The following is a 12,690-nucleotide window of genomic DNA, read 5'->3' as shown; positions in this document are numbered from 1 at the left end:
GTAGATCGTGCTCCCGTAGCAGCACGGTTTACTGAGGCGCTTGTTCTGCTTTCGGCTACCTCCGCTCACTGCTCAGCGAAGGTCTGAACAGACGGGGGTGCTCCATCCTGCCCCGGTGAAGGAACCCGGCCGCCGGGCGAGACCATCAGGTCGAGTGTGGAGGGCGCGGCGGCTTCTTGACCGCCACCATGTTGGCCCGCTCCATGTGAGCGGCGAGTTGCTCCGCCAGCACCGCGGCCGCAACCTCCCAAGTTGCTCCGCGCCGGGGCTTGCCGCGTTCGTCGTGCCGCAGCGCATAGGCCAGCACCTCGGCCACTTCCTCGCCGGTGGCGGGCACCAAGGGCGGCGGACTGGCCCCCGCCGGGTCAGCCATGGCGCACCTCGGCGGGAAATGCTGGCCGGCGAGTGGAGACGAAGCGGGTGAGGCGCGGCATCGCCGCAGGGTGCGGACCCATTTCAAACAGATCAAGAACGAAGCCGCGGTTTTTAGGACAGATGGGGCCTCTGGGGACCGGCTTGCGGCCCTCAGGACGTCCTACCGAGTGTCAGGCCGCCTTGCCCTTGGCTGCCTTGCGCTTGGCCTTCTTGGCACCCGCGAAGGCTGCCTCCTTCAGCGAGGGGCTGGCCTTGAACTTCACAGTCGCACCCGCCTTGACCTGGACCTTCTCGCCCGTGTGCGGGTTCAGCGCCGTGCGCTTGGCGGTCTCGCGGACGGTAAAGGCACCGAAGTCCGGAAGGGAGAAGCGGCCGGTTTCGATGATTTCGGCGTTGATCGCCGCTACCAGGTCGGCCGCGAGCTGCCCGGAGGCAACCCCCGTCATCTCGGTGGACTGCTGGATCACGTCCGTGAGGAACTTCTTCGACAAGCTCAAACCCTTTTTCATATGCATCGCGCGCTCGCACGCAATTTGAATCTGCTTGCCTGAAAGCGTGCTGCCAAGCTGCAGCGTAGCCACTCAGCTCAGGGAAGTGCCGGATGTCACCGGAAAGCCAGACCGGCTTGGTGCTGAACAGGTTGCGGTCAGAGCACACAGGTTGGCACGATTGCCCCGCAGCCATTCGGATGGGACCTCGAGCATGACGGGTGTCACGATTACCACCAGCTGCTGTGTGGTCGGCGGCGGTCCGGCGGGCATGATGCTGGGCGTGCTCCTGGCGAGGGCCGGCGTTGAGACGGTGGTGCTGGAGAAGCATGCGGACTTTCTCCGGGACTTCCGCGGAGACACCATCCACCCCTCAACCCTGGAGATGCTCGCCGAGCTGGGCTGGATTGAGGACTTCCTGCGGCTGCCGCACCAAGAGATTCGGAACGTCGGAGTGGACGTCTGCGGGGTGCACGTGCCGGTCGCCGACTTCTCCCACCTTCCCGTACGGTGCCGCTTTGTCGCGCTGATGCCGCAGTGGGACTTCCTGGACTTCCTCGCCGGATGGGGCGCCACCTTTCCCTCCTTCCAACTGAGGCGACGGTCAGAGGCGACAGGGCTGATCATCGAGGGGGATCAGGTCGTCGGGGTTCAGGCGCAGGAGCCGGGTCGCACCCTGACAGTCCGTTCCAGGCTGGTGGTGGCCACGGACGGTCGGCACTCCCGCATGAGGGCAGCGGCCGGCCTGACGGTGCAGGATCTTGGCGCCCCCATCGACGTTCTCTGGATGCGGCTGCCGCGCCTGCCCTCCGATCCTGAGGCCGTGCTTGGCAACGTGAGGGCGGGTCACCTGCTGGTCCTGATCAGCCGTGGCGACTACTGGCAGTGCGCTTACGTCATCCCCAAGGATGGCTATGGGGCGGTCCGTCAGGCGGGCCTGGACGCCTTCCGGCACGCCGTTGCCGAGACCGCCCCCATGCTGGCGGGGCGCACCGACGCCCTCAAAAGCTGGGACGACGTGAAGGTGCTCACGGTCAAGGTTGACCGCCTCGAGCAATGGTGCCGTCCTGGCCTGCTGTGCATCGGTGATGCGGTCCATGCCATGTCGCCGATCGGGGGTGTTGGCATCAACCTGGCGATCCAGGACGCGGTGGCCGCCGGGCGCATCCTCGCACCCTCGCTCCGCCGAGGTGAGGCGCCGGACCTTGCCACGCTGCGGCGGGTGCAGCGCCGGCGGGGTTGGCCAACCCGCGCCACCCAGCGCCTGCAGGTGCTGGCGCAGAACCGGATCATCGGTCCGGTTCTGGCAGGCAGTGGCGATGGGGCGCTGCCTGTACCCCTTCGCATGCTTCAACGCTTCCCAGCTCTTCGCCGGGTACCGGCGCGTGTGCTCGGGTTAGGCTTTCGCCCGGAGCACACCGGGCCGCACCCCTGATCCGGTTGAGCGCCAACAGCACAGTGGGGGGTGTTCACCGGCTAATCTCGATGCAAGCGTTAGCGCCCCACTTGGCCAGCGCCTGTGACTTCCCTTTTCCCCACGACGGCGGAGAGTTGAATCTGAAGTTCAACGTGCGCGGCGCGCCACTCCTTGGGCTCAACGGCGGCAGCGGCCTTAAGCGCAACGAAGCATAGGCCTCCGCGGACGAAACGCAGGACCAAGCCGAGGCCGATCGCCACTGGGACGCGAGTGCCGATAACGGCGGCGCAGCAAGTGTGTGCGGCTGGCACAAGGCCCTTGGGGCTGATCCTGGCAGATCGCTCCACGGCAGTTTAATTAAGCAATGTCCGATCCGGGGTTTCGCCGGGCCTGGACGCCTGTCGGCGGAGCATCGCACGGAGCTGGCAGCCTCGGTGCGACAGGCGATGGGCCGGGGTGGCTTGGCGAGGCGGCTCGAGGAGTTGGGTTTCGTGCCGGTCGCGGGCACACCGGAAGAGATGGCCGCGACGATCCGCGACGACGCTCGCCGCTGGTCCGCGGTGATCCGCGACCTCGGCCTCACGCTCGACTGAACCTCGGCGGTAGCTCCGCAGCGCACGGTACCGCCCTCGTCGATGCTGTTCGGCTACGCCCGCTCACGGGAATGGTGAAGCGAGGCAGCATGGTCAGCTTCGGGCGCAAAGCAGAAGGCAAAGTTTGGCCGAGAGCGGACAGGCTGCTCTCGAGTGTAATACCGCCGAGCAGATGTTCCGACCCGTCCAGCTCCGCCACAGGCGAAGGACTGAAGCCGCGTCTGCAAGGCAGGGACCAGCTGATGATGTGTCAGGACATAGGCGCGCCGATATAAGGCGCAGCATAGCGGACCTTGCCACGACGTTCCGCGCCAGCAGCGATTAATCATGACGCAGGTCAGGGCTGAAGGCCCGCGAAGCCGCGAGAGCACCACGCTCTGGTCCGCGGCCGCGCATGTAGGCTTGCGGGCCGCACCCCATGTCGGTGCGAAAAGCGTAGATGAAGGCGGAAGTCGAGCCGTAACCAAGTTCCATCGCCGTCTGTGTCACCCTCCTGCCTCCGCCCAGCAGCTCGATGGCCTTGAACAGCCGCAGGCGCCGCCGCCAGGAGCGCAGGCTCATGCCCAGCTCCGCCTCGAAACGGCGTGCCAGGGTCCGGCCTGACATGCCCAACTCCCGCCCCCACTCCTCCGGCCCGCGTGGATCCGCCGGGTCGGCGTAGATGGCGTCGCACACCGTCAGAACAGGGCCTCCACGCGGCCAGGGGAGCGCGCCCGGCAGTGACTTCGCGCGCCGAAGTTGGTCGAGGATGAGATTGGTCACGCGGCCTGCATAGCCGTCGTGATCATCCTGCCCCTCAATGTCGGTGGCCTCAACGATGAGCGCCTGGAGCAGGAGCGATACGCTGAACACCGTTGGACCTTCCGGCAGCCCTCCACCGGCCTCCTCGGCGAGCCAAAGACTGCGGAACTCCGCGCCGAGGAGGGATCCGACCCGGTGCGGCAGACCGGCCGGAAGCCAGACCGCCTGCTCCGGCGAGATCACAAAGGAACGCCCTTCCACGGCGACGGTCAGCACCCCGGAGATGGCGTAGGCCACCTGATGCCAGCGGTGGGCGTGCTCCGGGAAGTGGTGGCGCGCGGGGATGGACTGCGCCCGGATCGTCATCGGCCTGGGGGCAGCCAAGCCGGGCGGCGCCGCGATCGTCTCCCACAGCATGCGCATCCTCCATTTTGTCCCCTGTTCTATACAGATTGTCGGGCCGTGGAGATACAGACAGACCCGAATTCGGTATCTCTGTGTGAGATGGCGCCCTGACCGGCCTCGCTGGCCGCCGCGATGGGCCCTCGCCGGACGCCGACGTCCCTTGGACTTCAGGATGAGGAACCCGCCATGGCTCGCACAGACAGCCGCGGCCTACCGCTCTTGACCACCTCGGACCGCGCAGCCGAGCGCTACCGCAAGGGCGTCGACCTGATGCTCTCCACCTGGCCCGGCGCGGCCGAGGCGCTGGACGAGGCGATCGCGGCCGATCCGGACTTTGCCCTCGCCCATGCGGCCCGCGCTCGCCAACACGCCATGCGTTCGGAGCCTGCTCTTGCCAAGGCCCGGATCGCGACGGCCGCTGAACTGGTGGCGCGCCGCGGCACCGAGCGGGAGCGGAGCCACGTCGAGATCCTCTCCCTCGTCCTGAACGGGCGGACCGCCGAGGCCATCGACGGTGTGTCCGCCCACGCCGATAACTGGCCGCGGGACGTGGTGATCCTGTCCCTGCCGCTGGGCGCCTTCGGGCTGCTCGCCTTCTCCGGCCGGGCGGATCACGACCAGGCACGCGTGGACCTGTGCGAGCGGCATGCGAGCCACTTCGCGTCGGACGACTGGTGGTTCCTCACCTACCGGGGCTGGTCACACGCGGAGAACGGCAACGTGGCCCACGGCCGCGACCTCACCCAGCGCGGCTTCGACCTTCGCCCGCAGAACGCCAACGCGGCCCACGCCCTGTCGCACGCGATGTACGAGGGCGGGGCCAACGACGAGGCCGACCGGCTGATCCAGGCTTGGCTGCCGACCTATGACCGCTCCGGTATCCTGCACGGCCACATCGCCTGGCACGCGGCACTCGCGGCGCTGGAGCACGGGAACACGGAGCGGGCACTCGCCCTCTACGCCGAGCACGTCCAGCCGTCCGTCTCGACCGGGAACGCCGTGAACGTGGTCAGCGACACCGCCTCCTTCCTGTGGCGGCTGCAGGCCTACGGCTACCAGGTGCCGGAGGGGTTGTGGCAGGCGGCCGCCACCTATGCGACGCCGTCCTTCCCCAGCGCGGGCTTTGCCTTCGCGGACGTCCACATGGCCCTCCTTGCCGCGGCGACGGGCGACAAGGAGGAACTGGAGCGGCGCGTGTCCGCGCTGATGGGGCTGATCGAGGCGGGCAAGCTGCCCGCCGGGCCGGTGGTGCCCGCCATCTGCCGCGCAGCCCTGGCCTTCGCGGAAGAGGACTACGCGGGCTGCGTCCGCATCCTGGAGCCGGTCGCGTCCGAGGCCGTGCGCATCGGCGGCAGCGGCGCCCAGCGAGAGCTGGTGGAGGACATGCTGCTGCTCGCCCTCATGCGGAGCGGCGAGGCCGCCAGGGCCGGAACGCTCCTGGACCGCCGCCTCCACCGCCGTCCGTCGCCGCGGGACAAGGCCTGGCACGGCCTGCTAGCGGCCTGAGAACGACCATGTCACAGGTCAACATCACCGAGACCGCGACACCCGTGGCTGCTTCCGGTCAGGAGCGGAGCAACGTTCTGCGGCTCGCGGTGGCCCAGGCACTCGCGGGTGCAAACTCGACGGTGGTCTACGCGACGGGCGCGGTCGTCGGGAACTCGCTCGCACCCAGCCCTGCGCTCGCGACCCTGCCGATCTCCATCTTTGTGGTAGGCATGGCGGCCTGCACCCTGCCTGCGGGCCGCGTTGCCCAGCGACACGGCCGCCGCGCCGCCTTTCTGGCGGGCACGGGCTCCGGCGTACTCGCGGGACTGCTGGCGGCGCTGGCCGTCGTGCTCGGCTCCTTCTGGCTGTTCTGCGCCTCGACCTTCTTCGGCGGCGCCTACGCCGCGGTGGTGCTGACCTTCCGCTTCGCCGCCGCCGACTGCGCGCCACCGGCACGGCGTGCGCGGGCCTTGTCCGCGGTAATGGCGGGCGGCGTGTTCGCCGGAGTCATCGGCCCGCAGATCGTGACCCTCACCATGGACCTGTGGCTGCCCTACCTGTTTGCGGCCAGCTACGTCGCGCAGGCCGCGGTGGCCGCGACCTCCGCCTTCGTCCTCCTGGGCGTGCGGCTTCCCACACCAACGGCGGCGGAGGCGGCGGGGGGGCGCCCGCTCGGCGCCATCGTGCGCCAGCCGCGCTTCGTCACCGCCGTGATCTGCAGCGTGGTCTCCTACCTGCTCATGAACTTCCTCATGACCTCCGCGCCACTCGCCATGCGGATGTGCGGTCTGTCCCAGGAGGCGGCGAACCTCGGCCTGCAGTGGCACGTAATCGCGATGTATGCCCCGAGCTTCTTCACCGGGCGCCTGATCACCCGCTTCGGCGCGCCCCGCGTGGTCACCGCCGGGCTGCTCCTGACCGCCGCGTCCGCCGCGGTCGGGCTGACGGGCGTGGACGTGGCGCATTTCTGGGGAACGCTGGTGCTGCTCGGCGTCGGCTGGAACTTCGGCTTCGTGGGCGCCTCGTCGATGGTGCTGGAGTGTCACCGGCCCGAGGAGAGGGCGCGGGTGCAGTCGTTCAACGACTTCGCCGTGTTCGGGACCATGGCCTTTGGGTCCTTCCTGTCCGGCGGGCTGCTCTCCTCCTACGGGTGGAACACGGTGCTGTACCTGTCGTTCCTGCCCCTCCTCGTCGCCGCCGCCGCACTCGGCTGGGCAGCGGCCGGGCGCGCCGATGCTGCCAAACCCGCTCCCGCTCCAGGAGCCGATTGAGCGGCATATCCGATCACCAACCGCGAAAGAGGAAACGATATGACCAGAGCCAAGAAGCTTCTGCTGACCGGGGCCACCACTCTGGCGGCCGGTGTCGCGCTGATGCTGTTGCTCCACCGCCTCGCGTGGAACTCGTTCAATGCGGCGTCGATGGAGACACCATGGATGCGGGGCGGCATGGGGATGCATCACGAGATGCCGTGGTTCATGCCGATGGGTCCGCTGGCGATGGTGCTGACCCTCACCGGCGCGGTGTTGCTGGTGGCATCGCTCGCCCGGCTGACGACGCGGAACGGGTAGCGCGTCGTCAGCCGCAGGACTGGGCGGCGTGGGACTAATGTTCACCCGCCTGCCAGCGGCGCGGCGCTCGCCAGGAACAGGCACAAGCATGCGAACCACAGTCGCTATAGTCGGGGGCGGTCTCGCTGGGCTCCACGCCGCGCGGCTCCTGCACCGGGCCGGGATTGACCTCCGGCTCCTTGAGGCCCGCGACCGCCTTGGTGGGCGCATCCTGTCGGCGGGGGTGGACGGCTTCGAGGCCGACGACGGCTTCGATCTCGGCCCCTCCTGGTTCTGGCCAGATATGCAACCCTCCCTGGCGAGCTTGGTCGAGGAGCTGGGCCTCCGCAGCTTTCCCCAGTACGACGCGGGGGACGTCCTCATCGACCGGGATCCACATGTCCAGCCGCAGCGCTACCCCGGCATGCCGCAGGACCCGGCTTACATGCGCCTGGCGGGTGGGATGGGTGCCCTCGTGCGCGGCTTGGCGCGGGATCTTCCGCAGCAAAGCCTGCGGCTCGGAGTACGGACGGCAGGCATGACGCTCGGGGAGGCGGGGGTCACCCTTCGCATCGTCCGCAGCGACGGCGGGGAGGAGACGCTGACGGCCAATCAGGTGATCGTCGCAATGCCCCCCCGCCTGCTCGAGGTGAGCGTGGCTTTCGAACCGGCCCTGCCCCCGGAGGTGGCGCGGCGCTGGCGCGACGCAGCGACCTGGATGGCGCCACACGCGAAGTTCCTCGCCAGCTACGGATCAGCCCTTCTGGCGCGAGGCCGGGCTGTCCGGCACGGCGCAGAGCACGGTAGGACCGCTAGCCGAGATCCACGACGCGACCACGGCGTCGGGCGCGGCCGCCCTGTTCGGCTTCGTCGGCGTCGGGGCGGACCGTCGTCATGCCCTGGGAGAAGCCGCCCTGACCCGGACATGCCTGGACCAACTCGTGCGGCTCTTTGGTCCGGAGGCTGGAAAGCCATCCAGGACCCTCCTCAAGGACTGGGCTGCCGACCCGTGGACGGCGACCACCGACGACCGGCGCCCCGCCGGGCATCCCCTGACATCGGCCCGGTCCTGGATTGCCGGACCGTGGCGCGACCGCCTGGCCGTCGCCGGTAGTGAGGTGAGCGCGATTGCGCCGGGCTACCTGGCTGGTGCCGTGGACGCGGCCGAGCGGGCCGTATCCGAGGTCATCGCAAGGCTCATGGCGCCCGCCGACCAGGATTGAGGCGTGGGCGCCTAGAGGCAGTCGAACAGAAGAAGTCACAGGGCCCAAGCCCTGGAGACCGGATTTTCGCGCCAGGACTGCAAGGGGTCCCGGGCGAGCCAGAGCGACTTGTCGCCAACAAAGGAGGAAGCGTTCCCATGTCTATGAATCGTCGCGCCCTGCTGGGGGCCGCCGCCCTGTCGTCGGCTCTCCCGTCCCTCGCCGTCCCGGCGCTCGCCCAAGGGAATGCCGCTGGTAACTGGCCAAGCCGACCGCTCCGGCTCGTGGTGCCGTACCCGCCCGGAGGCGCGGTGGACCTGACGGGGCGCATCTTGGCGGAGCGTCTGCAGCCACTCCTCGGACAGAGCGTGGTGGTGGACAACCGCGGCGGTGCCGGTGGCAACGTCGGCGCTGACTACGTCGCGAGGTCCGAGAAGGACGGCTACACGATGATGATGGCGCCAAACTCGCTCATGGCGGCGAACAGGCACCTCTACCGTCGTTCCATGCCGCTGGAGCCATTGCGCGACCTGACGGGGGTGACGCGCGTGATCGCCGGGACCGTGCTCATGGTCGTGAACTCGAGCAAACCGTGGAGGAGCTTCGGGGACGTGATCGAGGCGGCCAGGCGTGACCCGGGCAAGCTGACCATGGGATCTTCCGGCTCGGGGACGATGGGCCACATCACCATCTCCGCCATCAGCAAGGCGACCGGCGTCGAGATTACCCACGCACCCTACCGGGGCGGCGCGCCAGCCATCTCGGATCTGCTGGCTGGCAACATCGACATCATGTTCGACGCCATTCCCGAGCTGGTGCCCTACGTGCGCGAGGGGCGGTTCCGCCCCATGGCCGTGGGCAGCGCAGAGCGCATCACCTACGTGCCGGGGCTGGGCGAGGTGCCCGGCATGGGGGAGCTGCTGCCGAACGCCGGACTCGACATGCAGAGCTGGATGGGAGTGGTCGTGCCGACGGGCATGCCCAGGCCCGTGATCGAGCGCCTGCACGGCGCGCTGGTGCGCATCGCGAGGAGCGACGACTTCCGCACCAGGATGGAGCCGCAGGGCTACGCCTCGGCCTGGGACGAGACGCTGGAGAGCTTCAACGCGTTCATGCGGGAGCAGGACGTGCTGTGGAAGCGGCTGGTCGAGGCATCCGGCGCAACGCTGGACTGACCGTCGCGGCGCCTGGGGGAGCTCGGCACCTGTCGGCCAACCCGGGCTTGGGCACGGCGGACCGTTCGGCGGCCCACCATCCTCCGGCGTTCCCAGCGCCAATCCCGAATAACTAGCAAGGCCACTGAAGGATACACAGGAAGATGCTCGACTCCCCTCAGCACGCTTCGGCCTTGGACGCCTCCATCTTTGACGAGGTAGTCGACCGAAAGGCATCCAACTCCTTGAAGTGGTCTTGCTCGCACCGGCTGCTGGCAGCGGACGAGGCCGCGGCGGACCCGTTGCCGATGTGGGTCGCGGACATGGATTTCAGGGCACCTCAGCCGGTCGTCGACGCGCTTGAGGCGACGGTCAGGCAAGGGATCTTCGGCTATCTCGGAGGCGCGACGCAGTCCTACCTCCGCGCCGTCACCGGCTGGCAGGGGAAACGCTTCGGGTGGGATGTCTCGCCGGACTGGGTGGTGCCGACCTCGGGCATCATCACCACTCTCAAGACGGCCATCCAGGCATTCTCCGCACCGGGCGACACGGTCCTGATCCAACCCCCGGTCTACGGCCACTTCCACGGCGATGTCCTGCTGAACGGCCGCCACCTCGCCCTTGCGCCGCTGGTTCGGGCCGGGCGCCGCTACCGCTTCGATGAGAAGGTCTTCGAGGCGGCGATCCTCCCCAACACCAAGCTGTTCATCCTCAGCCATCCGCATAACCCGACCGGCAACGTCTGGTCGGAGGAGGAGCTGCGGACGATGGGTGAGATATGCCTCCGCCACGGGATCCTCGTCATTTCCGACGAGATCCACCAAGACCTCATCATGGCCTCAGCCCAGAGGCACATCCCCTTCGCCTCGCTCGGTGATGACTTTGCACAGAACAGCATCACCTGCACGGCACCCAGCAAGACGTTCAACCTGCCGGGCCTGCAGTGCGCGAACGTCTTCGTCCCAAATCCTCGGCTACGCGGAGAGCTGAGGCGTCAGATCGAGCGGAACACCGCAGGCCACGTCAATACCCTCGGCCTGGTCGCCGCCGAGGCGGCCTACGCCCACGGTGAGCCCTGGCTCGAGGCGCTCCTCGCCTACCTTCGCAATAACCACGCCTACTTCGCCAGCGCCTTCGAGGACTCGAACACGGGCATTGAGGTCCTGCCGACCGACTCGCTCTACCTGGCCTGGATGGACTGCCGCCAACTCGGCATGGATGCGGCGACGCTCGACAGATTCATGCTGACGGAGGCGCGCGTCTGGCTCGACAAGGGGCAGAAATTCGGCCTCGAGGGTCATGGCTACATGCGCGCCAACCTCGGCTGCCCGCGGGCGACGGTCGAGGAGGCTGTTCGCCGCATCAAGCGCGCGGTCGCCGCGCGATGAGGATGCCCGCGGGCTGGCTTGCCTCCGTCGGGGCTGGTCACGGCACTGAAGGAATCCTCGCGCCAGTTCCCGAGAACGGCCATGGCTTCGGCCTGGGCTTCGTCGTGCGGAACTCGGCCGGACGGACACCCCTTCCGGGCAGTGTGGGAGACTACTCGTGGGCCGGAGCCTACGGTCCCTACTTCTGGATTGACCCGAAGGAGGATCTCTATGCGGTCCTCATGATCCAAGGGCCCGCTAACCGGATGTACTATCGCTATGCGATGCGGCAATTAGTGTATCAGGCGCTGAGTTGATTTGCCGCCTGAGCAGGACTACCTTCACTAAGAGGTAGTTTCCACTACCACCGTGAGTTGAAAGGACTGGCCCCCGCGGGCGTTTGAGCATCACGGCAACCCTGTCACTAAACCAGTGAACCTGACGAGGCTCTGGCGATGTCCATTCGATGGGAGGTGTCGCGAGCCGCTAAAGCATGGGTAAGCAAGGCGGACCGAGAACGTGGCTCGCAGCACAGTCACTGAGGCACCTAGCCGTCCAGTGTCCTCTACTGCCTCTCGCTCCTCCTTGCGCAAGGGCCAGAAGCGTCGCCCAAGGGAAATAACGGGATCCAGACCCTCGATGCGCTCGTCGGCCAGATGCTTCCAGGAACCCCGGGCCGCGTCCCGCATGAGGCGCTTGACTATGTCCGGTGGCCGGGCTCGGCGACGACGTCTGGTCGATCGGCTGTCGGACCTTCTCCTTCAGCCGCAATCACCTCCGCCGTGCCGCCGAGGCGGGCCGTTACCCTTGTTTCGGCGTGCTGGACAAGACGCACCACTTTGCCTTCCTGATCGAGGGCGTGCCGGTGCGCTTCTTCCGCGGCGATGCCGAAGAGCGCAACAAGCGGACGCTCCGCCAGCAGGAGAGCGAGGCACAGCAGCTCGCTCTGTCGCTCGGGCAGAGAGATGAGGTGGACGGGTTCATGTTCCGCCTGGCTGTGGCGACCGGAAAGGACGGCGAGGTAACGCGCGTGGTCTTCCTGGCTCTCAGGGGCGAGGCGGACCGGGTGGAGTGTTTCTGGCCGGTGCCTGGGATGGCTGATGCGCCTGTCGCCGAGCCTCACCCGCGCGGGACACGGGAGCGCCGGAACGATGCGCCCGCCATGCAGCTCCCGTTCCCGGCCGCCTCACCGGCGACACGTCAGCGCCAGTCCGCCCAGCAGCGAGGACGAATGACTACATCGGCCGCGGCTGAGAGTTCGCTTTATGTTGGCGCCTTACCTCGATCTCGGCTCAGCTCCGTTCGCCGGTGCCATCTTCACTTCGTCATTAGGCGTAATCTAATCGAAGGAGGTGCACCCAGGAGCCTGAGCCAACTCGAAAAGGGTAGGTAGCGCTTGAGCTGCTGCAGGGCGGCCTGTGCTCGTCCGTGTCACCCTCGGCCGTGCTGGTCATGGCATGGCAGGCTCGTGCAGGAGGATGTAGGACGGCAGGGTCTTGGGCAGACGCAACCTGGTGCCATCCGCCTGCCGGACGCGAGCGACTGACGGCTCGTGGCCCTTCATGTAAATCTCGCATCAGCATGAGCACGGAGATCGCGCTGGGGCATCTTGCGGACTTCCCCGAGGGTTCCGCTACCCCCATCACCTACGAGCGCGATGGGCGCAGCACGGCGCTGCTCGTTGTGCACCAAGGCGGTCGGCTGGTCGCCTATCTCGACATGTGCCCGCACCAGTACCTGCCGCTGACCTGGCGCGGCCGCCGCGTGCTGAGCGCGGATGGAACCCGTATCCGGTGTTCCAGCCACGGCGCCGAGTTTGCCGTTGAGGATGGCCGGCCGCTCAGCGGCCCAAGCGACGGCAACGGATTGACCGCCGTTGCCTTGCGCGTTGAAGATGGGACGGTTTACCT

The 12,690-nt window shown here is 67.9% G+C and carries 13 protein-coding genes and 1 pseudogene; 10 read left to right on the top strand and 4 right to left on the bottom strand.

Going from position 1 to position 12,690, the window contains the following annotated elements; all coding sequences use genetic code 11:
* Positions 1–145: 145 nt before the first annotated feature.
* Together D9599_RS29005 and D9599_RS29000 are read right to left on the bottom strand one after the other, a co-directional pair.
* Positions 146–373: a hypothetical protein gene (locus D9599_RS29005; protein ID WP_198384818.1), complete on the bottom strand. Its 228-nt coding sequence runs from the start codon at positions 371–373 to the stop codon at positions 146–148.
* Positions 374–545: 172 nt separating this feature from the next.
* Positions 546–866 carry an HU family DNA-binding protein gene (locus D9599_RS29000; RefSeq protein WP_198384819.1) on the bottom strand — a complete coding sequence of 107 codons (321 nt, stop codon included), beginning with the start codon at positions 864–866 and terminating at the stop codon, positions 546–548.
* A 211-nt stretch (positions 867–1,077) separates the two neighbouring features.
* Here D9599_RS29000 and D9599_RS28995 point away from each other — a divergent pair, with 211 nt between their 5' ends.
* Entirely contained in the window at positions 1,078–2,298 is a 1,221-nt protein-coding gene (locus tag D9599_RS28995) for an FAD-dependent oxidoreductase (RefSeq protein ID WP_198384817.1), read from the top strand.
* A gap of 416 nt (positions 2,299–2,714) precedes the next feature.
* Complete coding sequence (locus D9599_RS28990) at positions 2,715–2,873, top strand: hypothetical protein (protein WP_198384816.1); 159 nt, start codon at positions 2,715–2,717, stop codon at positions 2,871–2,873.
* Between the two features lie 321 nt (positions 2,874–3,194).
* Here the strand turns inward: D9599_RS28990 and D9599_RS28985 are convergent, their stop codons facing one another.
* Positions 3,195–4,031: a helix-turn-helix domain-containing protein gene (locus D9599_RS28985; protein WP_198384815.1), complete on the bottom strand. Its 837-nt coding sequence runs from the start codon at positions 4,029–4,031 to the stop codon at positions 3,195–3,197.
* A gap of 174 nt (positions 4,032–4,205) precedes the next feature.
* Between D9599_RS28985 and D9599_RS28980 the strand changes: the two genes are divergently transcribed.
* The 7 genes and pseudogenes from D9599_RS28980 to D9599_RS28955 all read left to right on the top strand — a co-directional run bounded on the left by D9599_RS28980 (position 4,206) and on the right by D9599_RS28955 (position 10,801).
* Entirely contained in the window at positions 4,206–5,525 is a 1,320-nt protein-coding gene (locus D9599_RS28980) for a tetratricopeptide repeat protein (RefSeq protein ID WP_198384814.1), read from the top strand.
* An 8-nt stretch (positions 5,526–5,533) separates the two neighbouring features.
* Positions 5,534–6,778 carry an MFS transporter gene (locus D9599_RS28975; RefSeq protein WP_198384813.1) on the top strand — a complete coding sequence of 415 codons (1,245 nt, stop codon included), beginning with the start codon at positions 5,534–5,536 and terminating at the stop codon, positions 6,776–6,778.
* Between the two features lie 39 nt (positions 6,779–6,817).
* Positions 6,818–7,078 (top strand): hypothetical protein, encoded by a 261-nt coding sequence (locus D9599_RS28970; protein ID WP_198384812.1) that lies wholly within the window; start codon positions 6,818–6,820, stop codon positions 7,076–7,078.
* A 37-nt stretch (positions 7,079–7,115) separates the two neighbouring features.
* Positions 7,116–7,799, top strand: a pseudogene (locus D9599_RS32615) (flavin monoamine oxidase family protein); the annotation flags it as partial.
* 37 nt (positions 7,800–7,836) lie between these two features.
* Positions 7,837–8,280 carry an FAD-dependent oxidoreductase gene (locus D9599_RS32610; RefSeq protein ID WP_375373094.1) on the top strand — a complete coding sequence of 148 codons (444 nt, stop codon included), beginning with the start codon at positions 7,837–7,839 and terminating at the stop codon, positions 8,278–8,280.
* A 137-nt stretch (positions 8,281–8,417) separates the two neighbouring features.
* Entirely contained in the window at positions 8,418–9,434 is a 1,017-nt protein-coding gene (locus D9599_RS28960; protein WP_198384810.1) for a tripartite tricarboxylate transporter substrate binding protein, read from the top strand.
* 143 nt (positions 9,435–9,577) lie between these two features.
* Positions 9,578–10,801 carry a MalY/PatB family protein gene (locus tag D9599_RS28955; protein ID WP_198384809.1) on the top strand — a complete coding sequence of 408 codons (1,224 nt, stop codon included), beginning with the start codon at positions 9,578–9,580 and terminating at the stop codon, positions 10,799–10,801.
* A 679-nt stretch (positions 10,802–11,480) separates the two neighbouring features.
* On the opposite strand, the gene D9599_RS28945 is transcribed toward D9599_RS28955, so the two are convergent.
* Complete coding sequence (locus D9599_RS28945; protein WP_198384807.1) at positions 11,481–11,903, bottom strand: hypothetical protein; 423 nt, start codon at positions 11,901–11,903, stop codon at positions 11,481–11,483.
* A 458-nt stretch (positions 11,904–12,361) separates the two neighbouring features.
* Here D9599_RS28945 and D9599_RS28940 point away from each other — a divergent pair.
* On the top strand, positions 12,362–12,690 hold a 329-nt coding region (locus D9599_RS28940), incomplete at its 3' end, for a Rieske 2Fe-2S domain-containing protein (RefSeq protein WP_198384806.1).

The sequence above is a fragment of the Roseomonas sp. KE2513 genome, assembly GCF_016107305.1.
Taxonomy (GTDB): domain Bacteria; phylum Pseudomonadota; class Alphaproteobacteria; order Acetobacterales; family Acetobacteraceae; genus Roseomonas.
The sequence above is the reverse complement of the archived record's forward strand: the minus strand, read 5'-3'. Positions and strand labels throughout refer to the sequence as shown.